The 23,800-nt window shown below is 68.2% G+C and carries 24 protein-coding genes and 1 tRNA gene; 12 read left to right on the top strand and 13 right to left on the bottom strand.

Annotated features, from left to right (window positions below):
* Positions 1-10: 10 nt before the first annotated feature.
* From H5395_RS07090 to H5395_RS07075, 4 genes are read right to left on the bottom strand one after another with little or no spacing between them, the layout of a single operon-like run.
* The gene (locus H5395_RS07090) at positions 11-976 is read right to left on the bottom strand and encodes an ABC transporter permease (protein ID WP_182791869.1); all 966 of its coding nucleotides are present in this window, start codon (positions 974-976) and stop codon (positions 11-13) included.
* Positions 973-2,490, bottom strand: a complete 1,518-nt coding sequence (locus tag H5395_RS07085) for a sugar ABC transporter ATP-binding protein (protein WP_182791868.1) — start codon at positions 2,488-2,490, stop codon at positions 973-975. The genes H5395_RS07090 and H5395_RS07085 overlap by 4 nt, the downstream gene beginning before the upstream one ends.
* Positions 2,469-3,569 carry a Gfo/Idh/MocA family protein gene (locus H5395_RS07080; RefSeq protein ID WP_255440555.1) on the bottom strand — a complete coding sequence of 367 codons (1,101 nt, stop codon included), beginning with the start codon at positions 3,567-3,569 and terminating at the stop codon, positions 2,469-2,471. The genes H5395_RS07085 and H5395_RS07080 overlap by 22 nt, the downstream gene beginning before the upstream one ends.
* On the bottom strand, positions 3,566-4,621 hold the full coding sequence (locus H5395_RS07075) for a sugar phosphate isomerase/epimerase (RefSeq protein WP_182791867.1): 1,056 nt from the start codon (positions 4,619-4,621) through the stop codon (positions 3,566-3,568). The genes H5395_RS07080 and H5395_RS07075 overlap by 4 nt, the downstream gene beginning before the upstream one ends.
* A gap of 104 nt (positions 4,622-4,725) precedes the next feature.
* Here H5395_RS07075 and H5395_RS07070 point away from each other — a divergent pair, with 104 nt between their 5' ends.
* Positions 4,726-5,730: a LacI family DNA-binding transcriptional regulator gene (locus tag H5395_RS07070; RefSeq protein WP_182791866.1), complete on the top strand. Its 1,005-nt coding sequence runs from the start codon at positions 4,726-4,728 to the stop codon at positions 5,728-5,730.
* On the opposite strand, the gene H5395_RS07065 is transcribed toward H5395_RS07070, so the two are convergent.
* Entirely contained in the window at positions 5,727-6,824 is a 1,098-nt protein-coding gene (locus H5395_RS07065) for a PQQ-dependent sugar dehydrogenase (RefSeq protein ID WP_182791865.1), read from the bottom strand. The genes H5395_RS07070 and H5395_RS07065 overlap by 4 nt on opposite strands.
* Positions 6,825-7,126: 302 nt before the next feature.
* Here H5395_RS07065 and H5395_RS07060 point away from each other — a divergent pair, with 302 nt between their 5' ends.
* The 3 genes from H5395_RS07060 to H5395_RS07050 are packed head-to-tail and all read left to right on the top strand — an operon-like array spanning position 7,127 to position 9,647.
* Positions 7,127-7,858: an allophanate hydrolase subunit 1 gene (locus tag H5395_RS07060; protein WP_182791864.1), complete on the top strand. Its 732-nt coding sequence runs from the start codon at positions 7,127-7,129 to the stop codon at positions 7,856-7,858.
* Positions 7,855-8,874, top strand: a complete 1,020-nt coding sequence (locus H5395_RS07055; protein WP_182791863.1) for a biotin-dependent carboxyltransferase family protein — start codon at positions 7,855-7,857, stop codon at positions 8,872-8,874. Before H5395_RS07060 ends, H5395_RS07055 begins: the two co-directional genes overlap by 4 nt.
* A complete protein-coding gene (locus H5395_RS07050; RefSeq protein ID WP_182791862.1) occupies positions 8,871-9,647 on the top strand; it encodes a LamB/YcsF family protein in 777 nt (258 codons plus the stop codon). The genes H5395_RS07055 and H5395_RS07050 overlap by 4 nt, the downstream gene beginning before the upstream one ends.
* A gap of 108 nt (positions 9,648-9,755) precedes the next feature.
* On the opposite strand, the gene H5395_RS07045 is transcribed toward H5395_RS07050, so the two are convergent.
* Complete coding sequence (locus H5395_RS07045; RefSeq protein WP_182791861.1) at positions 9,756-10,178, bottom strand: Fur family transcriptional regulator; 423 nt, start codon at positions 10,176-10,178, stop codon at positions 9,756-9,758.
* A 134-nt stretch (positions 10,179-10,312) separates the two neighbouring features.
* Here H5395_RS07045 and H5395_RS07040 point away from each other — a divergent pair, with 134 nt between their 5' ends.
* The 5 genes from H5395_RS07040 (at position 10,313) to H5395_RS07020 (ending at position 15,035) form a co-directional block, all read left to right on the top strand.
* Entirely contained in the window at positions 10,313-11,224 is a 912-nt protein-coding gene (locus tag H5395_RS07040) for a metal ABC transporter substrate-binding protein (protein ID WP_182791860.1), read from the top strand.
* 3 nt (positions 11,225-11,227) lie between these two features.
* On the top strand, positions 11,228-12,106 hold the full coding sequence (locus tag H5395_RS07035) for a manganese/iron ABC transporter ATP-binding protein (protein WP_370576405.1): 879 nt from the start codon (positions 11,228-11,230) through the stop codon (positions 12,104-12,106).
* Positions 12,103-12,945: a metal ABC transporter permease gene (locus H5395_RS07030; protein WP_182791859.1), complete on the top strand. Its 843-nt coding sequence runs from the start codon at positions 12,103-12,105 to the stop codon at positions 12,943-12,945. Before H5395_RS07035 ends, H5395_RS07030 begins: the two co-directional genes overlap by 4 nt.
* The gene (locus H5395_RS07025; RefSeq protein ID WP_370576404.1) at positions 12,942-13,775 is read left to right on the top strand and encodes a metal ABC transporter permease; all 834 of its coding nucleotides are present in this window, start codon (positions 12,942-12,944) and stop codon (positions 13,773-13,775) included. The genes H5395_RS07030 and H5395_RS07025 overlap by 4 nt, the downstream gene beginning before the upstream one ends.
* Before the next feature lie 63 nt (positions 13,776-13,838).
* Positions 13,839-15,035, top strand: a complete 1,197-nt coding sequence (locus tag H5395_RS07020) for an NnrS family protein (RefSeq protein WP_182791858.1) — start codon at positions 13,839-13,841, stop codon at positions 15,033-15,035.
* Here the strand turns inward: H5395_RS07020 and pqqE are convergent.
* From pqqE to rpsB, 7 genes are all read right to left on the bottom strand, one after another.
* The gene (gene pqqE, locus H5395_RS07015) at positions 15,032-16,162 is read right to left on the bottom strand and encodes a pyrroloquinoline quinone biosynthesis protein PqqE (protein WP_182791857.1); all 1,131 of its coding nucleotides are present in this window, start codon (positions 16,160-16,162) and stop codon (positions 15,032-15,034) included. The genes H5395_RS07020 and pqqE overlap by 4 nt on opposite strands.
* Complete coding sequence (gene pqqD, locus H5395_RS07010) at positions 16,159-16,431, bottom strand: pyrroloquinoline quinone biosynthesis peptide chaperone PqqD (RefSeq protein ID WP_182791856.1); 273 nt, start codon at positions 16,429-16,431, stop codon at positions 16,159-16,161. The genes pqqE and pqqD overlap by 4 nt, the downstream gene beginning before the upstream one ends.
* Positions 16,428-17,183, bottom strand: coding sequence for a pyrroloquinoline-quinone synthase PqqC (gene pqqC / locus H5395_RS07005; RefSeq protein ID WP_182791855.1), 756 nt, complete (start codon positions 17,181-17,183; stop codon positions 16,428-16,430). The genes pqqD and pqqC overlap by 4 nt, the downstream gene beginning before the upstream one ends.
* On the bottom strand, positions 17,180-18,061 hold the full coding sequence (pqqB, locus tag H5395_RS07000) for a pyrroloquinoline quinone biosynthesis protein PqqB (RefSeq protein ID WP_182791854.1): 882 nt from the start codon (positions 18,059-18,061) through the stop codon (positions 17,180-17,182). The genes pqqC and pqqB overlap by 4 nt, the downstream gene beginning before the upstream one ends.
* A 13-nt stretch (positions 18,062-18,074) precedes the next feature.
* The gene (pqqA, locus tag H5395_RS06995) at positions 18,075-18,176 is read right to left on the bottom strand and encodes a pyrroloquinoline quinone precursor peptide PqqA (RefSeq protein WP_182791853.1); all 102 of its coding nucleotides are present in this window, start codon (positions 18,174-18,176) and stop codon (positions 18,075-18,077) included.
* A gap of 305 nt (positions 18,177-18,481) precedes the next feature.
* The gene (tsf, locus tag H5395_RS06990) at positions 18,482-19,390 is read right to left on the bottom strand and encodes a translation elongation factor Ts (protein WP_182791983.1); all 909 of its coding nucleotides are present in this window, start codon (positions 19,388-19,390) and stop codon (positions 18,482-18,484) included.
* 79 nt (positions 19,391-19,469) lie between these two features.
* Positions 19,470-20,264 carry a 30S ribosomal protein S2 gene (gene rpsB, locus H5395_RS06985; protein WP_182791852.1) on the bottom strand — a complete coding sequence of 265 codons (795 nt, stop codon included), beginning with the start codon at positions 20,262-20,264 and terminating at the stop codon, positions 19,470-19,472.
* A 209-nt stretch (positions 20,265-20,473) separates the two neighbouring features.
* On the opposite strand from rpsB, the gene H5395_RS06980 reads away from it, so the two are divergent.
* The 3 genes from H5395_RS06980 to typA all read left to right on the top strand — a co-directional run bounded on the left by H5395_RS06980 (position 20,474) and on the right by typA (position 23,788).
* Positions 20,474-20,550: transfer RNA gene (locus H5395_RS06980), tRNA-Arg, on the top strand.
* 170 nt (positions 20,551-20,720) lie between these two features.
* Positions 20,721-21,851: a hypothetical protein gene (locus H5395_RS06975; RefSeq protein ID WP_182791851.1), complete on the top strand. Its 1,131-nt coding sequence runs from the start codon at positions 20,721-20,723 to the stop codon at positions 21,849-21,851.
* A gap of 116 nt (positions 21,852-21,967) precedes the next feature.
* Complete coding sequence (gene typA / locus H5395_RS06970) at positions 21,968-23,788, top strand: translational GTPase TypA (RefSeq protein WP_182791850.1); 1,821 nt, start codon at positions 21,968-21,970, stop codon at positions 23,786-23,788.
* The last annotated feature ends 12 nt before the right edge of the window (positions 23,789-23,800 follow it).

The raw sequence follows: 23,800 nt of genomic DNA, 5'->3' as shown, positions 1-23,800 counted from the left end.
AGGATGGCCGCTATTCGGCGGACCGTTTCTCTCGCTGCAAGACGACGGCGAGCACGATGATGACGCCTTGGATCGCCCCGTTCAGATAGGGGCTGACCAGGTCCGCCAGATTCAGGATGTTGTCGATGAGCGACAGGATCAGGACGCCGACCACCGTGCCCCAGACCCGGCCGCGCCCGCCCTTCAGCGCGGTGCCGCCGATGATGACGGCAGCGATGGCCTCAAGCTCCCACAGCGTTCCGGTGGACCCCGAGGCCGAGCCGAGGCGCGGGATGTAGAGGATCGTGGCCAGCCCGACCAGCGCGCCCAGCAGGACGTAGGTGGCAAGCCGGACCCGTTCCACGTTGACGTTGGAATAGCGGGCCACCCGGTCGTTCGAGCCGATGGCCTCGACATGGCGGCCGAAGCGGGTGTGGCGCATCGTCCATTCGCCCAGCACCGCGGCGATGGCGAATACGATGATCGGCCATGTCACCCAACCGATGCCGCCGAAATAGACCGGCCGGTACAGCGCCCGCAGGTCCGAGCCGAGGCTGAGCGTGCCTCCGTCCGCAAGCCATGTGACAAGGCTGCGGAAGATGCCCATGGTGCCCAGCGTGACGATGAAGGCCTCGATCCCCCAGCGGGTGACAAGCGTGCCGTTCAGCATCCCCGCCAACACGCCCCCGCCCAGCGCCACGCCCATGCCCATCAGGACCGTGCCCCAGTTCGCCTCGGTGATCGGCACCAGCGCATTCATCGCCATGATCGCGATGCCGGCAAGGAAAGCCGCCATGGACCCCACCGACAGGTCCAGCCCGCCCTGCGTAATCACGAAGGTCATGCCGATGGCGATCAGCCCAGTGAAGGCCGAGCGCGCTGCCACGTTCGACAGGTTCGCGGGCGCAAGGAAGGCCGGGTTCAGCAGCGCGCCGAGGATGAACAGCGCCACCAGCGCCAGAAGCGGCCCGAGGACATGCAGGTCGATGCGTCTCATGCGGCCTTTCCTTCGGCGCCGACGCCCATGGCGAGGCGGACGATGTTTTCCTCGGTGATGGCCTCGCCCGCGACTTCCCCGGCTAGGCGGCCCTGCCGCATGACCAGCACGCGGTCGGCAAGGCCCATGACCTCGGGCAGTTCCGACGAGATCACGATGACGCCCTTTCCCGCCCGCGCGAGTTCGCGGACGAAGCGGTAGATCTGCTGCTTGGTGCCGACGTCGATGCCGCGGGTGGGTTCGTCGATGATGACGATCTCGGGCTCTGTCAGCATGGTCTTGGCGAGCAGCAGCTTTTGCTGGTTGCCTCCTGACAGCGCCCCTGCGGGCATGGCGGCCGAGGCCGCGCGGATATCGAAGCGGCGCGTGGCTTCCTCCATCGCAACCGCCTCGCGCCTGCGGTCGATGCGGAAGCCGAAGCGGTTGAGGGCCGAAAGCGTCAGGTTCTCAGTCAAAGGCTTGTCGAGCAGCAGCCCGGCTTCCTTCCGGTCCTCGGTCAGATAGGCGATGCCTGCCGCCGTGGCGTCCTGCGGGTGGCGGATGGCGACCGGCTGGCCCGCGACATGGATCGTGCCCGTCGAGGCGCGCAGCCCTGCGATTCCCTCGGCCAGTTCGGTGCGGCCCGAGCCGACGAGACCCGCGATCCCCAGCACCTCGCCCCGGCGCAGGGTCAGGCTGGCGTCATGGACAGAGACGGTGCCCGGAACAGACAGGCGTTCCACCCGTAGCAGTTCCTCGCCATGCGCGGTGTCCTTCGGCGGGAAGATGCCGGACAGCTCGCGCCCGACCATCGCATTCGCCATGCCTTCCTCGGTCAGTTCGCCCCGCAGCGCCCGGCGCACCACGCTGCCGTCGCGCAGCACGGTGATGCGATCGGCCAGCCGCGCGACCTCGTCCAGACGGTGCGAGCAGAACATCAGCGCCACGCCTTCCACCCGCAGGCGGTCCACTTGGGCATAAAGCGCATCCACCTCGCGGTGGGTCAGCGCGGCCGAGGGTTCGTCCATGATGAGGACGCGGGCCTGCCGGGACAGCGCCTTCGCGATCTCGACCATCTGCCGGTCTGGAACGGACAGGGTGCGGATCGGCGCGTCGGGGCTGATCGTGGTGTCCAGCCGAACCAGTAGTTCCGCCGCCCGCTCGCGCATCGCCGCGTGGTCAAGCCGAACGCCGCGAGTCAGTTCGCGGCCGAGGAAGATGTTGGCGGCCACCGACAGGTCGGGAACGAGATTGAATTCCTGATGGATCACGACGATGCCCGCGGCCTCGGCCTCGGGTCCGCTGCGGTAGCGGGCGGGTTGGCCGTCCAGAAGCACCTGCCCCGAGGTCGGCGCAAGGAAGCCGCCGAGGATCTTCATGATCGTGGACTTGCCGGCGCCGTTTTCCCCGATCAGGGCGTGGACCTCGCCCGTGCTCAGCGCCAGATCGATGCCGTGCAGAACCTCGACGGGGCCGAAGCTTTTGGTGACGGCTTCAAGCGCAAGGACGGGCGTCACGGCTGCACCCTGATCCATGCGCCGTCCTGAGCGGCAGATTCCTGCGCGGCGGCAATGAAAGCCATGCCGGACAGCCCGTCCGAAAGGCCGGGGATACGGTCCAGATGCGTATCGTCGCCCCGGATCACGGCGGCGATGTCGGTATAAAGATTGGCAAAGGCTTCCAGATAGCCCTCGGGATGTCCCGGCGGCGTGCGGAAGGACCCCGAGCGGTCCCGTGCCCGCGTCAGCACATGGGCCACGCCGTCTGCCGTGGTCATCACCAGCCGCTCGGAGTCGTCCAGCCGCCATTCCAGCGAAGCGTCGGTTCCGAAGACACGCAGCGACAGACCGCCCTCCTGCCCCACGGCGACCTGGCTGCACCACAGCCCGCCCTTGGCGCCCGAGGCATAGCGCAGCGCCACCCGCGCATCGTCATCGACGCGCCGGCCCGGCACCATGCTGGACAGGTCCGCCGAGATGCTGTCCGGCACCTGCCCCGTCACGAAAGCCGCAAGCTGCCAGGCATGGGTGCCGATGTCGCCCAGCGCCCCCGCCCCCGCCTGCGCGGGATCGGTGCGCCAGTCGGCCTGCTTGGAACGCACGTTCTCGGAAAGCCAGCCCTGCAGGAATTCGGCCTGCACCAGCCGCAGCGTGCCGATGCCACCTTCGGCCACGATGGCGCGGGCCTCGCGCACCATCGGATGGGCGCAGTAGTTGTGGGTCAGGAAGAACCGCGCCCGGCTGCGGGCCACTGCCTCGGCGATCTGCCACGCCTGATCCTGCGTGGCGGCCACGGGCTTGTCGCAGATGACGTGGATGCCTGCGTCGAGGAAGGCCACGGCCACCGCCGCGTGCAGGTGGTTGGGCGTGACGATGGCGACGGCATCGATCCCGTCAGGGCGCGCCGCTTCCTCGGCCGCCATCCGCCGGAAATCGGCATAGCTGCGTTCCACCCCAAGCGCCCGCGCCGAAGCTTCGGCCCGCGCGGGATCGGATGACAACGTCCCGGCCACCAGCCGGAACTGCCCGTCCATCCGCGCGGCGATGCGGTGGATGGCGCCGATGAAGGCGCCCTCGCCGCCGCCGACCATGCCGAGGCGGATCGGCTGGCTCATGACAGTCCCAGTGCGGCGGCAATGGCCGCGCGGTCCGTCCCCTGCGCGGCGAAGTCGTCGAAAGCCTGTGGCGTGGTTCGGATGATGTGGCGGCGGACGAACTCCGCCCCTTCCCGCGCCCCGTCCTCGGGGTGCTTCAGCGCGCATTCCCACTCGACCACCGCCCAGCCGGGGAAGTCGTGTTGCGCGAGCTTGGAAAACACCTGCGCAAAATCCACCTGCCCGTCGCCGGGGCTGCGGAAGCGGCCCGCGCGGTCCACCCAAGACTGGTAGCCGCCATAGACGCCCTGCCGGCCGGTCGGGCGGAACTCGGCGTCCTTGACGTGGAACATGCGGATGCGGTCGTGGTAGATGTCGATGTTCTGCAGGTAGTCGAGCTGCTGCAGCACGTAATGCGACGGGTCATAAAGCATGTTCGCCCGAGGATGCTGACCGACCCGGTCAAGGAACATCTCGAACGTCACGCCGTCGTGCAGGTCCTCGCCGGGATGGATCTCGTAGCAGACATCGACGCCGTTTTCCTCGGCGAGGTCCAGCAGGGGTCGCCAGCGCTCGGCCAGCGTGTCGAAGGCGGTTTCCACCAGCCCCGGTGCCCGCTGCGGCCACGGATAGAGATAGGGCCACGCCAGAGCGCCCGAGAAGGTCGCCATTGCATCCAGCCCCAGCAGGCGGCTGGCGCGGATGGTCTTTCCGACCTGATCCACAGCCCATTCCTGCCGCGCCTTGAGGTTGCCGCGCAGCGCCTCGGGCGCGAAGGCGTCGAAAGCGGCGTCATAGGCCGGATGGACGGCGACAAGCTGGCCCTGCGTGTGGCAGGAAAGCTCGGTCACTTCGACGCCGTTCTCGCGGGCGATGCCAAGGAACTCGTCGCGCCAGTCCTGCGATTCGACCGCGCGATCCAGATCGAACAGCCGCATGTCGCCCGAGGGCACCTGCACGCCCTTGTAGCCCAGCGAACCCGCCCAGGCGGTGATGGACCTCCAGTCGTTGAAGGGAGCCTTGTCCGACACGAATTGCGCCAGAAACAGGCCGGGGCCCTTGATCGTCCGCATTCTTCCTCCTCCACCCGAGGGAAAGGCAAGCACGGGATGAAATCGTTTTCAAGAACTATCTGATGGACTTGCGAGACATGGTGAACAGGCCCTAGCCTGCGCTCATGACACAAGATACGCACTCTCAGGTCCGCCTGACTGACGTGGCCCGCCGCGCCGGAGTTTCGCCCGCGACGGTCAGCCGGGTATTGTCGCGCCCGGAACTCGTGTCCCCCGCCATGCGCGAGGCGGTGATGCAGGCCGTCACCGCCACCGGCTACCGGATGAACCAGGCGGCGCGGAACCTTCGCAAGCAGCGGACGGGGGCAGTGGTGGCGCTGGTCCCGAACCTCGGCAATCCGTTCTTCGCCAAGATCCTTGCCGGCATGGGGCAGGAGTTGAACGCGGCGGGATTCGACCTGCTGGTGGGCGACACGATGGACGAGGGCGGGCGGCACCGGGCGCTGGACCGCTTCCTCGACCCCTCGCGGGCCGACGGGATCATCCTGCTGGACGGGCAGGTGACGCAGGCCGACCTTGCCGCGCTGCCGCAGGCGCCGCCGCTGGTCATGGCCTGCGAATGGATCGAGGGCAGCGCGGTGCCCTGCGTCGTGCTGGACAACGCGCTGGGGACGGAACTCGCCGCCCGGCACCTGCGTGAGCTTGGGCACCAGCGGATCGGCTGGATCGGCGGCCCGCCCGGCAATGTGCTGCACAAGGCGCGGCTGGAGGGGCTGGCCCGCGTGCTGGGGAAGGTGCCGCCGGGCTATCCCGGCGACTTCTCTCTGCAATCGGGGACTCGGGCGGCGCAGATCTGGCTTGCAGGGGCCTCTGCCCTGCGCCCCACCGCCATCGTCGCCTTCAGCGACGAATTGGCGGCGGGCTTCATGGGCGAGGTGCAGCGCCACGGGGTCGTGGTGCCGCGCGACGTGTCGGTGATCGGCTTCGATGGGATCGAGTGGGTGGCTCACCTGCCGACCCCCCTGACCACCATCCGCCAGCCCAAGCGCGACCTCGGCCGCACCGCCGCCCGCACCCTGATCCGCCGGATCAACGGGGAGCCCATCGCCGCCCGCGAGGTGCTGAGGCCGGAACTGGTCCTGCGCGCCTCGACCGCGCCGCCGGCCTAGGGCGTCAGCCGCAGCAGCCGCCCGCCGCGTCCGTCCTCGATCAGCCAGACCGCGCCCTCCGGGGACACCGCCACGTCGCGGATGCGGGCGCCCATGTTCCAGCGTTCCGCCTCGGCCGCGCGTCCGTCACGGCCCACGACCGCCCGCACAAGCGCCTGCCCGGACATCGCGCCGATCAGCGCCGAGCCGTTCCAGCCCGGGAACATCGCGCCCTGATGGAAGACCAACCCGGCCGGCGAGATCACGGGCGCCCACGACAGGGACGGCCCCGCGAAGTCGGGCCGCGTCGCATGGTCCGGGATCGGCCGCCCGTCATAATGGTTGCCGTTCGACACAACCGGCCAGCCGTAGTTCGCACCGGGACGGATCAGGTTCAACTCGTCGCCGCCCCGAGGTCCCATCTCGTGCGACCACAGCCTCCCGTCCGGCGCGAAGGCCAGCCCATAGGGATTGCGGTGCCCCGTGGTCCATGTCTGCCCCCGGATGCCGCCCTGTCGCGCCCAAGGATTGTCACGGGGCGTCGAGCCGTCGAGGTTCAGCCGCAGGATCTTGCCACGGCCCTGATCCGGGTCCTGCGCGCTGGCGGGCTGCATCCGGTCGCCCACGGTCAGGAACAGGTGCCGCCCCCGCGGGTCGAAGGCGATGATGCCGCCGGGCTGGCCGCCGCCTCCTCCCGGCGCCTGCCGCCACACCGCGCCGAGATCGGCCAGCGCCGCGCGGTTTCCCGAGACCGTCAGCCGCGCACGTGCCAGCACCAGCCGGCCGCCCTGCGCGGGCTCGACATAGGTGAAGAAGACGCGGGCCGAGCGGCTGAAATCGGGGCTTGCCGCGATGTCCAGCAACCCGTTCTGGCCGGATGCGAGCACGCGCGGGACATTCGCCACCGGAACCTTCTCGCCGCGCTGGCTGACAAGGAAGACGCGGCCGGGCTTTTCCGTCACCAGCATCCAGCCGCCGGGCAGGAAGCCTATGGCCCAAGGACGGTCGAAACGGGCAACCGCCTGCACGGTGAAGGGCTGCCGCGCCTGCGCCATGGCAGGCATGACTCCCATCGCCGCGGGCAGGGTCAGGGCAAGGAAGCTGCGACGGTCCATATCGCCTCCGGTCACGGGGTGCCGTGTGGCCAGGGAAGCCACCCGTGCCACAGGCCAGTGTGACACGGGCCGGCACGGGTGGCGAGGTTTTCGCCCTTCCCGTATGTTCGGCCTCCGATCCGCGAGAGAGCAACAGCGCGGGATGTTCGCGGCTGGCCTGCCGACACGTTGCACGCGCCTTTACAGGAAAGCACCCCGCGGTGCCCCTCTTGTGGTCTGGCGCCAAGCTGGTTGATCCTCGCGGACATGATACCGACCGACCAACCCTCGAGCTTCCCTCCGACCGCTTTGCCGGTGTTGGCATGACCACTCCCGACTGGCCGAGAATCGCGCTGACCGGCATCGACGGAATTGCCGTCACCTTCGCCGCGCGGCTGACCGAGCCCGCGAACCGTGCAGCGCTGGCCCTGCGCGCCGCCGTCGAGGCGGCAGGCTGGCCCGAGGTGCAGGAAACGGCGGCCTCGCTCGTCTCGGCCTACCTGCGGGTCGATCCGCTTTGCGACATGACTCCGCTGGTGGCACGGCTGCGGGCGCTGGTCGCCTCACGCGACTGGACCGCCGCGCCGCTGCCCGAGGACCGCAAGCTTATCCGCATCCCCACCTGCTATGACAGCCTCCATGCCCCGCAGCTTGACGAAGCGGCCGAGCTTGCCGGGCTGACCCGCCCGCAGGCGATCGAGGCGCTGGCGACCTCGTCCCTGCGGGTGCTGACCATCGGCTTCGCCCCGGGCCAGCCCTATATCGGCGAACTGCCGCCCGAATGGGACATCCCCCGCCTGCGCGAACTGACCCCACGGGTTCCGGTAGGGGCGCTGACAGTCGCGATCCGGCAACTGGTGCTGTTCGCGGTCGAGGCGCAGACCGGCTGGCGCCATGTCGGGCAGACCGCCGCGCGGCCTTTCGATCCTGCCGCCCCGCAGCCCTTCCTGCTGCGCCCGGGCGATGCGCTGGCCTTCCCTCCGGTGGATGCCGACCGGCTGGAGGCCCTGATGCGCGATCCGACCGGCGGCATCACCATCGAGACCGCGCCATGAGCCTGCTCGTCCTGTCCTCGAACCCCGGCGTCACCATCCAGGACCGGGGCCGTCCCGGCTGGCTGGCGCAGGGGCTGTCGCGCGGGGGCGCGGCCGACCCGGTGGCGCTGGCCGAGGGCGCGGCGCTGCTGGGGCAGCCGGATAATCTTGCAGTGGTCGAGCTTGCCGGGGCACCCGCCCGCTTCCGCGTGACTGCGCCGGCAAGGTTGGCACTGACGGGCGCTCCCTTCCGCGCCATTCTGAGGGATGGCGAGGAACGCCCGCTTGACTGGAACGCGATCCATCTGCTGCCCGCCGGATCGGAACTGGCGCTGTATCCCATCGAAGGCGGCTTTGCCTATCTTGCGCTTGGCGGGGGGATCGAGACGCCGCTGATCCTCGGCGCGCGTTCGGCGCATCTGGCGGCGGAGATCGGAGGGCCTCTTTCGGTCGGCGGGGAACTGCCGCTCGGCCCCGATTCGGGCGAAGCGGCCGATCTGGCGCTGGACCCCCTGCCCCGCTTCGGCGGCGGCGAGATCCGGGTGGTGGAAAGCCTGCAGACCGCGCTTTACCCGCCCGCCGAGATCGCGCGGTTCCAGCGCAGCACCTTCCGCCGCGACGCACGCGGCAACCGCATGGGCGTGCGGCTGACCCCCGAGGGCGGCGGCTTCGAGCTTGCGGGCGGGCTTTCGGTCGTCTCCGAGATCGTCCAGCCGGGCGACATCCAGATCACCGGCGACGGCACGCCCTTCGTCCTGCTGAGCGAGTGCCAGACGACCGGCGGCTATCCCCGCATCGCCACCGTCCTGCCCTGCGACCTGCCGCGCGTGGCGCAGGCCCCGCCCGGCGCGGCGCTGACCATCCGCTTCGTCACGCGGAACGAAGCCCGCAAGGCAATGGCGGATCACGCGCAGGCGCTGGCGTCGTTGCGCGGGCGGGTGCGGCCGAGGTTGCGAGACCCATGGGCGGTGCCCGACCTGCTGGGCTACAACCTGATCGGCGGCGTCGTCAGCGCCCATGAAGGAGACGGACCATGACCCTTCACGTCGATCTGAATGCCGACATGGGCGAAAGCTTCGGCCCTTGGACGATGGGCGATGACGCGGCGCTGCTGGAGGTGATCTCGTCCGCCAATGTCGCCTGCGGGGTCCATGCGGGCGACTGGGACGTGATGGCGCGGACGATGGAACTGGCCGTCAGGAACGGCGTCGGCATCGGCGCGCATCCGGGCTTTCCCGACCTGCAGGGCTTCGGCCGGCGCGAGATGCAGATGCCTTTGCCCAGTGCCGCAAACCTGATCCGCTGGCAGCTTGGCGCGGCGCAGGCAATGGCGCGGGCGGCGGGCGGAGAAGTCCGTCACCTCAAGCTGCATGGGGCGCTGGCGAACATGGCTTCGCGCGACGAGGCGCTTGCCACGGCCTGTTTCGAGGGCGCGCTGTCGGTGGACCCCGGCATCATTTTGATGGTGCTGGCGGGCACCGCGCAGCAGGCGGCGGCGCAGCGGCTGGGCGCTCGGGTCGCGTGCGAGATCTTCGCCGACCGGGCCTATAGCGCCGATGCGACCCTGCTGGACAGGCGGCTGCCGGGGGCGGTGATCCATGATGCCGCCGAGGCGGCCGCGCGGGTGGTGCGGATGGTCAAGGCGGGCGCGATCCTGCCGGAAGCGGGCGTGTCGATCCCGACCCGCATCGACACGATCTGCCTGCATGGCGACACGCCCGGCGCGATCCACATCGCGCGCAGGGTTCGCGGGGCGCTGGAGGAAGCAGGCATCAGGGTCGCGAGGTTCGAGGGAACTCCACTGCGGTAAGGCTGTTTTTGCGGCTCGGCCGGACCGGGGGCTGTCTGCCCCCATCGTCGCACAGGACGATCCCCGAGGATATCTGCACGAAGAAGATGGGGCTAAGAGGACAGGCGTTCAGCTTTTCCTGATCCGTCGGGCGCGGATCAGGGTGTGCTGGCTGACGATTTCGAAGCCCAGGCGCTCCAGCATCTCGCGGCGCAGGCGGGCGATCTCGTCGCTGGCGATCTCGATGACCTCGCCGGTGTCGATGTCCACCACATGGTCGTGTTCGGCGGCGGGCGTGATCTCGTAGCGCGATGGCTCGCTTTCCAGCGTCAGCTTGCGGATCAGCCCAGCCTCCTCGAGCGCCGACAGGGTGCGATAGACGGTGGCGAGCGAGACCGAATCGTCCACTGCCCGCGCCCGCGCCAGCAACTCGTCGGCATTGGGGTGGTCGGCGGAATCCATCAGGATCGCCAACAGCACCATCCGCTGCTGCGTCACGCGAAGCCCCGCATCGCGCAGCGCCTGGGCGAAGTCTGTCGTATGCGCGCTCATCCCGCCTTTCCTGCAGATGGGCCGAGGTTAGCCCCATCCGGCGATGCCGGCAACAAATGAGAATCGCTCTCATCTGCTTGACAGATGCGAATGCGTTGCATTTACATGGAGGGAGAAAGCGGAAAGGAAGTGGCATGGCTTCGCGCAAGGCACGTCTTCTGGCTGCAACGATGGCGCTGGCGCTGACCGCAGGGGCGGCGCAGGCGCAGGAGCGGATGAAGGTCGCGACCACCTTCACCGTCATCGCCGACATGGCCCGCAACGTCGCGGGCGATGCAGCCGAAGTGGTGTCCATCACCAAGCCCGGCGCCGAGGTCCATGGATACGAGCCGACGCCGCAGGACATCGTGGGGGCACAGGACGCCGACCTGATCCTGTGGAACGGGCTGAACCTCGAACGCTGGTTCGAGCAGTTCCTGGGAAACCTCAGGGACGTGCCCTCGGCCACGGTCAGCGATGGGATCGCGCCGATGCCCATCTCGAGCGGCGACTACGAGGGCAGGCCCAACCCCCATGCCTGGATGAGCCCCGCCAACGCGCTGATCTACGTGGACAACATCGCCGCCGCCATGGCCGGGGTCGATCCGGCGAATGCAACGACCTATGCGGCCAATGCCGAAGGCTACAAGGCCGAACTGACCGCCGCGCTGGAACCCCTGAAGGCGCAGATCGCGGCGATCCCGGAACCGCGGCGGTGGCTGGTGACTTGCGAGGGGGCGTTCAGTTACCTCGCGCGGGACTTCGGGATGAAGGAATTGTATCTCTGGCCGATCAACGCCGACCAGATGGGCACGCCCCGTCAGGTCCGGCAGGTGATCGACGGCGTGCGCGAGAACGACATCCCGGCCGTCTTCTGCGAAAGCACCGTCAGCCAGGCGCCGGCCGAGCAGGTCGCCCGCGAGACCGGCGCCCGGTACGGCGGCGTGCTTTACGTGGACAGCCTGTCGGAACCGGATGGGCCGGTGCCGAGCTATCTGGACCTGATGCGCGTCACCGCGCAGACCATCGCGGACGGGCTGACCGCCGGGATCGCGGAACAGGACTGACAGATGCCCCCCATGTCGCCTGCGAAAGACCCCGGCATCGTCGCGCGTGACGTGACGGTGACCTATCGCAACGGCCACACGGCGCTGCGCCATGCGTCCTTCGAGATCCCGCAGGGGACGGTCACGGCGCTGGTCGGCGTGAACGGCGCCGGCAAATCCACGCTGTTCAAGGCGATCATGGGTTTTGTCCCCGTCGCGTCGGGCGAGATCCGGCTGCTGGGGCTGACCGTGCGCGAGGCGCTGCGGCGCAACCTCGTGGCCTATGTCCCGCAGGCCGAGGAGGTGGACTGGACCTTCCCGGTGCTGGTCGAGGACGTGGTGATGATGGGCCGCTATGGTCACATGGGCTTCCTGCGACGCCCCTCTGCCAAGGACCGCGCGGCGGTGGATGAGGCGCTGGCCCGCGTCGGCATGGCGGACCTGCGCCATCGCCAGATCGGAGAATTGTCGGGCGGGCAGCGGAAGCGCGTCTTCCTTGCCCGCGCACTGGCGCAGGACGGGCGGGTGATCCTGCTGGACGAACCCTTCACCGGCGTGGACGTGGGCACCGAGGACCGGATTATCCAGCTTCTGGGCGAGTTGCGGGACGAGGGGCGCGTGATGCTGGTCTCGACCCACAATCTCGGCTCGGTGCCCGAGTTCTGCGACCGCGTGGTGCTGGTCAAGGGCACCGTGCTGGCGCATGGCCCGACCGAGACGACCTTCACGCGGGAAAACCTCGAACGCGCCTTCGGCGGCGTGCTGCGGCATTTCACGCTGGGCGGCGAGGCGCTGCATGACGACGACGATCCGCGCCACGTCACCATCCTGACGGACGACGAACGCCCGCTGGTGCGCTATGACAACCGCACCCAGATACGCGAAAGGGCCGAGGACGCATGATCCTGCTGGAGCCCTTTGCCTACGGCTACATGACCAACGCCATGTGGGTTTCGGCGCTGGTCGGCGGAGTCTGCGCCTTCCTGTCGGCCTACCTGATGCTGAAAGGCTGGTCGCTGATCGGGGATGCGCTGTCCCATTCCGTCGTGCCGGGAGTCGCCGGGGCCTACATGCTGGGGCTGCCCTTTGCACTTGGGGCGTTCATCTCGGGCGGGCTGGCGGCTGCGGCGATGCTGTTCCTGTCGGACCGCTCGGGGCTGAAGCCCGACGTGGTGATCGGGCTGATCTTCACCGGCTTCTTCGGGCTGGGGCTGTTCATGGTCTCGCTGAACCCTGTCGCGATCTCGGTCCAGACGATCACCATGGGCAATATCCTCGCGATCACGCCCGGCGATACGGTGCAGCTTGCCATCATCGGCTTCGTCTCGCTGGCGGTGCTGCTGGCGAAGTGGAAGGACCTGATGGTGGTCTTCTTCGACGAGGCCCATGCCCGGTCCATCGGCCTGCGTCCCGGTCTGCTGAAGGGCGTGTTCTTCGTGCTGCTGTCGGCCTGCGTGGTGGCGGCGATGCAGACGGTCGGCGCCTTCCTCGTCATCGCCATGGTGGTGACGCCCGGCGCGACCGCCTATCTGCTGACCGACCGCTTTCCGCGCCTGATCGCGCTGTCGGTCGCCATCGGCACGGCCACGAGCTTCCTGGGCGCCTATCTCAGCTATTTCCTTGACGGCGCGACCGGGGGAATCATCGTCTGCCTGCAGACGCTGGTGTTCCTTGCCGCCTTCGTCTGGGCGCCCAAGCACGGGCTGCTGGCCGCCCGCGCCCGCGCAAGGGGCGCATCGTGATCGAGACGCTGCTTGCCCCCTTTCAGTTCGGCTTCATGCAGAACGCCTTCCTGATCGCGCTGATCGTCTCGGTCCCGACGGCGCTGCTGTCCTGCTTTCTGGTGCTGAAGGGCTGGGCGCTGATGGGGGATGCCGTCAGCCATGCGGTGCTGCCGGGGATCGTGCTGGCCTATGTCCTTGGCCTGCCGCTGATCTTGGGCGCCTTCGCGGCGGGAATGCTCACCTCGGTGGCGACCGGCTACTTGGCCGAGAACAGCCGGGTGAAGCAGGACACGGTGATGGGCGTCGTCTTTTCCGGCATGTTCGGACTGGGGATCGTGCTTTACACGGCGATCACCTCGGACGTGCATCTGGATCATATCCTGTTCGGCAACATGCTGGGGGTGCAGCCGGGCGACCTGTGGACGGCGGGGCTGATATCGGTCTTCGTCACGGCGGCGCTGGCGCTGAAGTGGAAGGACCTGATGCTGCACGCCTTCGACCCGGCGCAGGCGAGGGCCTCGGGGCTGAGGGTCGGGCTGCTGCACTACGGGCTGCTCACGATCCTGTCGCTGACCATCGTGGCGACGCTGACGGCGACTGGCCTGATCCTCGCCGTCGGTCTGCTGATCGCGCCGGGGGCCATCGCCTTCCTGCTGGCCCGCAGCTTCGGGCGGATGCTGGTCGTGGCAGTGGCGGTCTGCATGAGCGGGATGCTGGCGGGGGTCTACGCCAGCTTCTTCCTCGACAGCGCCCCCGCCCCGACGATCATCCTGGTCCTGACGGCGGGTTTCATCACGGCCTTCCTGCGCCGGCAATGGCAGATGCGGCGGGCGCAGAACGCTGGCTGAGCGGCTTGTGCCGCTGTCGCCACAGGTCGATGGTGCCTGCCGACAATCACGGACAAGCGGATCATGGCGACGACATCACCCCCGCGTCGGCCGGGCGGTATCCCGCGAGGGCTGGCCGATACCGGGCCGGTGCTGTTCTCCTACGGGTTCCGGCCGTTCTTCCTGGGAGCCGGGCTGTGGGCCGTTGCGGCGATGGCGCTGTGGATCGCGGCCTTGGACGGGGTTGCGGAACCGGGCGGAGCCTACGGGGCCGCGAACTGGCACATGCACGAGATGCTCTTCGGCTTCGCCTCGGCGGTGCTGGCGGGATACCTGATGACGGCGGTGCCGAACTGGACAGGGCGGATGCCGGTTTCGGGTCCGCCGCTGATGGCGCTCGCGGCGCTGTGGCTGGCGGGAAGGCTGATGCTGACCTTTCCGCTGGATGCGCTGTGGCTTTCGGTTGCGGTCGAGGCGCTGTTCCTGCCGGTCATGGCGGCCGTCTTCCTGAGAGAGATCGTCGCAGGTCGCAAATGGCGCGACCTCAAGATCGTCGGGCTGGTGGCGCTGATCGCCCTTGCCAACATCGGCTTTCACGCGGCCGTGCTTGGAGGCGGCGACCCGAGACTTGCCGCAAGGGCCGCGGTGGCGGGCTTCATCGCCCTGATCCTGATCGTCGGCGGGCGGATCACGCCGAGCTTCACCCGCAACTGGCTTGCCCGGATGAAGCGGGCGGCACGGCCCGCGCCCGCCGACCGCTTCGATACGGTGACGGTTGCGGTTTCGCTGGCGGCATTGGTCCTGTGGGTTGGCTGGCCTGAAAACCAGGTCCTCATGCTGGCAGCCCTTGCTGGCGCCGCGCTGAACCTTATGCGGCTTCTCCGCTGGAGGGGCTGGCACGTCACCGAGCCGATGGTTCTGGCGCTGCACGGCGGCTACCTGATGGTCGCCCTAGGCTTTGCCGCCATCAGCGCAGCCGCAGCGGGCTGGATGAGCCATGCCGCAGCCCTGCATGTCTTCGCCATCGGCGCCATCGGGGGCGAGATGCTGGCTGTGATGACCCGCGCCAGCCGCAGCCACACCGGCGCGGAGACCGACGCCGACCTGACTGCCACCCTCAGCTTCATCGCCATCATGCTGGCGGCCGTGGCGCGGGCGGCGGCGGATTTTGCAGCCTACGATGCCCTTGTCATACTGTCGGGCCTGTCATGGATCGCGGCTTTCGGGCTGTTCACCCTCGGCCATGCCCGCCTGCTGGCGGCCACCCGCCGCAGCCGCTAACGCGGCATCCGCCGGTATTCGAAGGCAGGCGCCGGGGCGCTCGTCTCGGCCTCGATCAGCGCGTCGAGTGCCGCGCGATGGGGCGAGCGGCGGCACACAGGGTCCGTCGCCCGCGCGTCGCCGGCAATCGCCATCGCCTGACAGCGGCAGCCGCCGAAGTCGATGTCGCGGCGCTCGCAGGTCTGGCAGAGGTCCGGCATCCAGTCGGTGCCGCGGAAGGCGTTGAAGGCGGGGCCGTCGTTCCAGATCTCGGCCAGCGGAGTCGTCAGGACGTTCTGGAAGGTCAGCCCCAGAATGATCTCGGCCGCGTGGCAGGGCAGCACCTTGCCCTCGGGCGTGACGTTCAGCCCGGTCGAGCCCCAGCCGTTCATGCAGGCCTTTGGGAAATCCGCGAAGTAATCCGGTGGCACGAAGTCGATGGCGAGCCTGCCCGCATAATCCACCCTCGCCTGCGCGACCACGCGCTTGGCCTCGTCCACCTGTTCCCGCGTGGGCTGCAGGGCCGAGCGGTTCTTCAGCGCCCAGCCCTGGAACTGGACGCAGGCGATCTCGATCCGCCGGGCGCCAAGATCATGCGCCAGCGCGATGGTCTGCGGCAGGTCGCCAAGGTTATGACGATGCATCACTGCGTTGATCGTCAGCGGAAAGCCGATCCGGGCGATTTCCGCCGCGACCATCATCTTGCGGTCAAAGCCGCCCTTGTAGCCGCCGACCGTGTCGGCGATTCCGGCGTTCACCCCCTGAACGGACAACTGCACATGGTCCAGCCCGGCGGCGTCGAGTTCGTCCAGTCGCCTGCCCGTCAGCCCGATCCCCGAGGTGATGAGGTTCGTGTAAAGCCCCGCCTCGCGCGCCGCCGCGACGATCTGGACGAGGTCGGGACGCGAGGCCGGTTCCCCGCCCGAGATATGAAGTTGCAGGACGCCCATGTCGGCCGCCTGCCGGAAGACCCCGGCCCATTGGTCCGTCGTCAGTTCCCGTTCCCGCGCGGTCAGTTCCAGCGGGTTCGAGCAATAGGGGCAGGACAGCGGGCAGCGATGGGTCAGTTCCGCCAGCATCGCCAGCGGCGGATCGGGGCGCGGCCGGACCTGCCGGACGGGGACGGGTATGGGATGCACTACGGTCATGTCGCCTCCACCAGCCGGCGCGCGGCCATATCGTCGAGGAACTCGATCACGTCGGCCTCGATCATCTCGACCGGCGCGGCATAGCGTTCCGCAAGGGCTGCGCTGATTGTGGCGATGTCGCGCGTCCCGTCAACCTCGGCCAGCACCGCCTGCCCCACCTGATCGAGCATCAGCGCGGTTTCAGGGCCCAGCAGGACCGGCATGTCGCGCACGCGGTCATGGTGCAACCGCACTCCCCGGGGCAGGAAAGGACGGTCGGCGGGTGTCATCCGGCGTCCTCCAGCAGCCCCTCACCGGGCTGCCAGCCGCCCGGCGGGATGCGGCCGGGCGCGACATAGGCCGAATGCAGCGCGTCGAGTTGCGCCCACAGCACGTCCGTCTTGAAGGTCAGGGCGGCGGCGGCCATCTCCTGCTGCTCTTCGGTGCGGGCATGGTCCAGCACCCAAGCAAGCCCGAAGGCCACGTCCTTGGGCGCCTCGGTCAGCCGGTGCTGGAAGTAGCTGATCGTCTGCGGATTGGCGAAATCGTAATGCGCGAGCAGCCCACTGATGCGCTGTTCGTGGATCGCGGGCGCGAACAATTCCGTCAGAGACGAGGCCACCGCCGCCAGCAGCGGCTGTTCGCGGACATAGCGGACATAGGCATCCACGGCAAAGCGCGTCGCGGGCAGCACGCCGCGGGTCGAAGCCACGTAATCGGGGTCAAGCCCCACGCCTTCGGCCAGCCGCAGCCAGCGCCAGATGCCGCCCGGCTGTTCGGCGGTGCCGTCGTGATCCTCGATCCGCGAGCGCCAGGCGCGGCGCAGGTCATGGTCCTCGACGCGGCTCATGAAGGCTGCGTCCTTCATCGGGATGCGCGACTGATAGTAATAGCGGTTGATGACCCAGGCCCGGACCTGATCGATGGTGCAGCCGCCTGAATGCAGCAGCGTGTGGAAGGGGTGCTTGTCGTGATACCGCTCGGCCCCGATGCGGCGCAGGCGGGATTCAAAGGCGGAACGGTTGGGCGTGACATCGTTCATAGCGTGATCTCCATCCCGTCATGGGCGAGTTCCCAGCCGGCCTTCCCGATCTCGGCCCGTTCAGCCGATCCGGGCTGCAGCACGGGGTTGGTGTTGTTGATATGGACGAAGATGCGGCGGGTGCCGGTCAGGCCCGCCAGCCGGGCGATGCTGCCGCCCTCGCCCGACATCGGCAGATGGCCCATGCGGGCGCCGGTCTTGGCGCCGGTGCCGGTGCGCGACATCTCGTCATTCGCCCAGACGGTGCCGTCGAACAGCAGCAGGTCCGCGCCCTGCAGGCGCGCCAGAAGCTCGTCCGTCACCTGCGCGCAGCCGGGGATGTAGAAGAGGCGTCGGCCTACGGCCTCAAGCATGAGGCCGACGGTCTGCTCGCCCATCAGCGCGGTGTCAGGCTCGCCTTCCTCAAGATACAGCGCCACCTTGCCGGGCACGGCGAAGGCGGTGACGGTCAGGCCGCAGAGGGGGGCAAAGGGCTTTTCAAGCTCGATGGTCGAGCGGTCCACATGGTCCGGGTTCAGCACCCGGAAGATCGGCTGGTCGAGAATCTGCAGCGTCTCGGAGGTCGCATGGACGGTGAAGGGCGTGCTTTCCCGCAGATTCAGCAGGCCCGCGACGTGATCCACGTCGCCATTGGTCAGCACCACTGCCTTCACCGGACTGCCGCGCAAATCCGGGGGATGCAGGCCGCAGGCGTCAAGCTGCGCCCGGATGTCCGGCGAGGCGTTCAGGACCACGCTCTGCCCACCCGAGGACAGTGCGACCGAGGATTGCGTCATCGCCGCGATGCGTCCGGTTCGCGCGTCGTTGCAGTTCGTGCAGCCACAATTCCATTGGGGCAGCCCCCCTCCGGCGGCTGCCCCAAGTATTCTCAGCTTCATCCCTTGGCGGGCGTCAGAGAACGTCGCGGGCGTCGCGGTCGTCCTCGGCCGGACCGTACATGTTGATTTCCATCCCGCACTTCACTTCGCGCGCCTTGGGCTTTGACCAGATCATACGTCATCTCCTCGGTAGGTGGCATATGAGTCAAAACGTGGGCGCGCGAAGGGCCTGTGTCAACCGGGGCGAAGAATGATCAGCCTTAGGTCGCAGGAACGTCAGGCTGCGTGAGCGGCGGGGAAAGACCCTGGAAGCCGCTGCCGCATAAGGGTTATGCATGGGCAGGAGCCATCAGGAATGGAAAAACCGGAACTTGCGGCACAGGTCCGAAAGGCATCCATCCCGACCGCACGCGGATAGCCGGCCTCTGCCATGGAAAGGGCCGGCTCCGAAGAACCGGCCCTGTCAGCCATGAGGAAAGCTCAGGCGCCCTTGAGGGTCTTGGCGACCTCGGCGGCGAAGTCTTCCTCTTTCTTCTCGATGCCCTCGCCCACGGCGACGCGGGCGTAAGCCGACACTTCGACGCCCGCGTCCTTGGCGGCCTGTTCGACCGTGACCTCGGGGTTGATGACGAAGGACTGGCCCAGCAGGGTGTTTTCCGCCACGAACTTCTTCATCCGGCCTGGGATGATGTTGTTCTGGATCACTGCTTCGGGCTTCGGCTTGGCCGAAGCGGCATTTTCTTCCATCGCCTTGGCGGTCTGGACTTCAAGCTCGCGCGCCAGCAGCGTCTGGTCCATGGTCGATTCGGACAGCGACAGCGGATTGGTCGCGGCGATGTGCATGGCGATCTGCTTGCCGATCTCCTGCGCCTTGGCGGCATCGCCCTTCAACGCGACCAGAACGCCGATCTTGCCCATGTTCGGGGCAGCGGCATTGTGGACGTAAGAGACGACGTTCTCGCCCGAAACCGTGACCATGCGGCGCAGGGTCAGGTTCTCACCGATACGCGAGATGGCCTCGGTCACGACCTCGCCGACGGGCGTGCCGTTCAGTTGTGCCGCCGCCAGTGCTTCGGTCGAATCCACGGTCAGGCCGGTCTGCGCGATGTCGCGGACCATCGACTGGAACGCTTCGTTCTTGGCGACGAAGTCGGTTTCCGAGTTCACCTCGACCGCCACGCCCTTGCCGCCTTCGACGGCGACGGCGACCAGCCCTTCGGCAGCGATGCGGCCGGATTTCTTGGCGGCCTTTGCCAAGCCCTTGGTGCGCAACCAGTCAACCGCGGCTTCCATGTCGCCCGAGGTTTCCTGAAGCGCCTTCTTGGCGTCCATCATACCCGCGCCGGTCGTCTCGCGCAGCTCTTTCACCATCGCGGCCGAGATAGCCATGTGGGTGTCTCCCTTGATCTTGGAACAGGTCAGGCGGGGCATATCCCCGCCTGATGAAAGTCTGGTGATGACGGGCCGATCAGGCGTCGGCGGTCTGCTCGGCCGCGGGCTCTTCCGCCTCGATGCCGTCGAACTCCTCGACCGGGGCGTCGGTCAGCGCGCCGAGATCGACGCCGGCAGCGCCCATCTGCGCGGTCATCCCGTCCAGCGCCGCGCGGGCAACCAGGTCGCAATACAGCGCGATGGCTCGGGCCGCGTCGTCGTTGCCGGGGATCACGTGTTCGATGCCCTTGGGCGAGCAGTTGGTGTCCACGATGGCCACAACCGGGATGCCCAGCTTGTTGGCTTCCTGAACGGCCAGGTCTTCCTTGTTCACGTCGATCACGAACAGCAGGTCCGGCAGGCCGCCCATGTCGCGGATGCCGCCCAGGCTTGCCTGCAGCTTGGCCTGCTCACGCTCCATCCCCAAGCGTTCCTTCTTGGTCAGCCCTTCAGCACCGGCGGCCATCGCCTCGTCCAGCTGCTTGAGGCGCTGGATCGACTGGGAAACCGTCTTCCAGTTGGTCAGCGTGCCGCCCAGCCAGCGGTGGTTCATGTAGAACTGCGCCGATTTCTCGGCCGCATCCGCCACCGAGCGCTGCGCCTGCCGCTTGGTGCCGACGAACAGCACCCGGCCGCCCTTGGCCACGGTGTCGCGGATCACCTGCAGAGCGCGGTCCAGCATCGGGACGGTCTGCGTCAGGTCGAGGATGTGGATGCCGTTGCGGTCGCCGTAGATGTATTCGGCCATCCGCGGGTTCCAGCGCTGGGTCTGGTGACCGTAGTGAACGCCAGCTTCCAAGAGCTGACGCATGGAGTATTCGGGAAGCGCCATATCGTTTCCTTTCCGGTTTGCGCCTGGGACGAGGGATCAGGGGTTTCCCCCAACCGGTGGACCTTGGCGGATGTCTCCCGCCCAAGGCCCGCCCTCGCCTGTGAAGTGCGCGCCAGATAGGCGCAAAGCGGCCCGATTGCAAGCCTTGATGGCCCTGCCCTTCATCGGGGCTTGCGAGGCGGCGGGCCTTGCACTAAACGGACCCGACTGCACCCGTAGCTCAGCTGGATAGAGTGCTGCCCTCCGAAGGCAGAGGTCACAGGTTCGAATCCTGTCGGGTGCGCCACCATTCCCTGTTTGCCCTGCCCTGCGGAACCCGCGCCTGTCCGGCGCCGTTGGCGTTTCCGAAAGCAGGTCTCTCGTAAGCAAGGGAATATCGGACATGAACTCCATCATCTATCTGGTCGGCCTGGTCGTCGTCGTCCTGTTCATCCTCTCGTTGCTCGGGCTGCGCTGATGGACCGGGAAGAGCAGCGCATCCGCGCCGCCGGTGCGCCCGCGGTCGCGTCCGACAGGTCTTATGTCGATTGGGGCGCGATCCTGGCAGGCGCCGTTGTCGCGGCCGCCCTTTCGGTTGTCTTCGCCGCATTCGGCGCAGGAGTAGGTCTGGGCTCGATCTCGGCCCGGGCCGGTGAGGGGCTGGGCTTCGGCTCGGTCATCCTGACCGGACTGTTCGTTGTCGTGACAATGGTGCTGTCCTACATGGCCGGCGGCTATATCGCCGGGCGGATGCGCCGCCGCGTGGATGGTGCGTCGCCCGAGGAATCGGCGGCGCGCGACGGCATCCACGGGCTGGCCGTCTGGGGCATCGGCACCATCTTCGGGGCGATCATGCTGGCCAGCGCCATCGGCAGCGCGCTGAACGCGGCCGGTTCCGCTGCGGCCACTGCGGTCGAGGCGACCGGCTCGGCTGTCGGCGGCATTGCGCAGGGCGTCGGCGCCGTCGCGGGTGGGGCGGTGCAAGGCGCGGGCCAACTGGTCGGCGGCGCGGCGCAGGCGCTGGGCGGCGCTGCGGCCGGCACAGGGGCAACGGCGGCTGCCAGCGGTGACGGCGAGATCCTGCCGGGACTGCCGAACCCCATCGACTATGTCACCGACAACCTGCTGCGCAGCGAGGCGGCGGCGCCCGACCAGTTCTCGAACGAGGCGATCCGCAGCGAGGTCGGCAACATCATGGCCAATGTTGTCCGCACGGGCGAAATCACGGATCAGGATCGCGCCTATCTGGAAAGCGCCATCGCCGCGCGCACGACGCTGAGCCAGCCCGAGGTCAGCGCCCGAATCGATCAGGCGGTGGGGTCTGTCCAGCAGTTACGGGCCGATGCCCAGCAGGCGGTCGATCAGGCGCAGGCCGAAGCGCAGCGGCTGCGCGACGAGGCGGCGGCACAGGCCGAGCAGTTGCGCCAGCAGGCCGTCGAGGCGGCCGAGACCGCACGTCGCGCGGGCGTGCTGTCGGCCTTCGCGCTGGCGGCCTCGGCCCTGATCGCGGCGGCCGCGGCCTTCATCGGCGCGCAGAAGGGCGGCAAGGCGCGGGACGAAGGCCGCATCTGGGGCGGGCTGACCCACCGGCCCCTGCGGCCCCGCTGAGACCGGCAACAGCACCGGAACGGGCCGCCATTGCGCGGCCCGTCCATATTTTTGCGGGTGGCGCTTGAGGGCTGCGTGGGTTAGTCCGCGCCCGAAATCGCATCAAGGCCCCCGACATGGACATCCGCAACATCGCCATCATCGCCCACGTCGACCACGGCAAGACGACGCTGGTGGACCAGCTTCTGAAACAGTCGGGCAGCTTCCGCGAGAACCAGGCCGTCGCCGAACGGGCGATGGATTCCAACGACATCGAACGCGAACGCGGCATCACCATCCTTGCCAAGGCGACCTCGGTCGAATGGAAGGGCACCCGCATCAACATCGTGGACACCCCCGGCCACGCCGATTTCGGCGGCGAGGTGGAACGCATCCTGTCGATGGTGGACGGCGTCTGCCTGCTGGTGGACGCGGCCGAGGGGCCGATGCCCCAGACCAAGTTCGTGACCTCGAAGGCGCTGGCGCTGGGGCTGCGTCCCATTGTCGTGCTGAACAAGGTGGACAAGCCCGCGGCCGAGCCCGACCAGACCCTGAACGAAGTCTTCGACCTGTTCGCCAACCTTGGGGCGTCCGACGAGCAACTGGACTTCCCGCATGTCTATGCCTCGGGCGTGAACGGTTGGGCCGACGACAGCATGGACGGGCCGAAGAAGGACATGGGTGCCCTTTTCGACCTGATCCTGCGCCATGTCCCTGCCCCTTCGCAGCTTGCCCGCAAGGACGAGCCGTTCCAGATGCTGGCGGTGACGCTGGGCGCGGACCCCTTCCTCGGGCGCCTGCTGACCGGCCGGGTCGAAGCGGGCACCGCCCGCGCGGGCGACACGCTGAAGGCGCTGTCGCGCGACGGCGAACGGATCGAGCAGTTCCGCGTGTCCAAGATCCTCGCCTTCCGCGGCTTGACCCAGACCGCCATTAGCGAAGCCGTGGCCGGCGACATCGTGACCCTCGCCGGGATGTCCAAGGCCACCGTCGCCGACACGCTGGCCGCGCCCGAGGTGGAAACGCCGCTGCAGGCCAAGCCCATCGACCCGCCCACGATCAGCGTGACCTTTGGCATCAACGACTCGCCCCTTGCCGGCCGGGACGGCAACAAGGTCCAGTCCCGCGTCATTCGCGAGCGGCTGATGCGCGAGGGCGAGACCAACGTCGCCATCCGCGTCGAGGACACGCCGGGCGGCGAGGCCTTCGTCGTCTCGGGCCGGGGCGAGTTGCAGATGGGCGTCCTGATCGAGAACATGCGCCGCGAAGGCTTCGAGCTGTCGATCAGCCGCCCCCGCGTGATCTTCCGCGACGAAAACGGCGAGCGGCTGGAGCCGGTCGAGGAAGTCATCATCGACGTGGACGACGACTACACCGGCGTCGTGATCGAGAAGCTGACCGGCGACCGCAAGGGCGATCTGGTGGAAATGCGCCCGGCGGGCCACGGCAAGACCCGGATCGTGGCCCATGTGCCCTCCCGCGGGCTGATCGGCTATCAAGGCGAGTTCATGACCGATACGCGCGGCAACGGCGTGCTGAACCGCATCTTCCACGACTGGGCGCCTTACAAGGGTCCGATCCAGGGGCGGCGGCAGGGCGTGCTGATCTCGATGGAGGACGGCGTGTCTGTGGCTTACGCGCTGTGGAACCTCGAGGAACGCGGCCGCCTGTTCATCGGGGCGCAGGAACAAGTCTATCAAGGCATGATCATCGGCGAACATTCCCGCGACAACGATCTCGAGGTGAACCCGCTGAAGGGCAAGAAGCTGACCAACGTCCGCGCCTCGGGCACGGACGAGGCGGTGCGGCTGACACCCCCCGTGCGCATGAGCCTCGAAGAAGCGATCGCCTATGTCGACGACGACGAACTGGTCGAGGTCACACCCAAGATCGTGCGGCTGCGAAAGCGCCACTTGGACCCACATGAACGCAAACGTCAGGCGCGTACCGAAAGCTGATTGTCATCGGAA

This window comes from Paracoccus sp. MC1854, from assembly GCF_014164635.1.
Taxonomy (GTDB): domain Bacteria; phylum Pseudomonadota; class Alphaproteobacteria; order Rhodobacterales; family Rhodobacteraceae; genus Paracoccus.
This window is presented reverse-complemented; position numbering and strand designations above follow the sequence as displayed.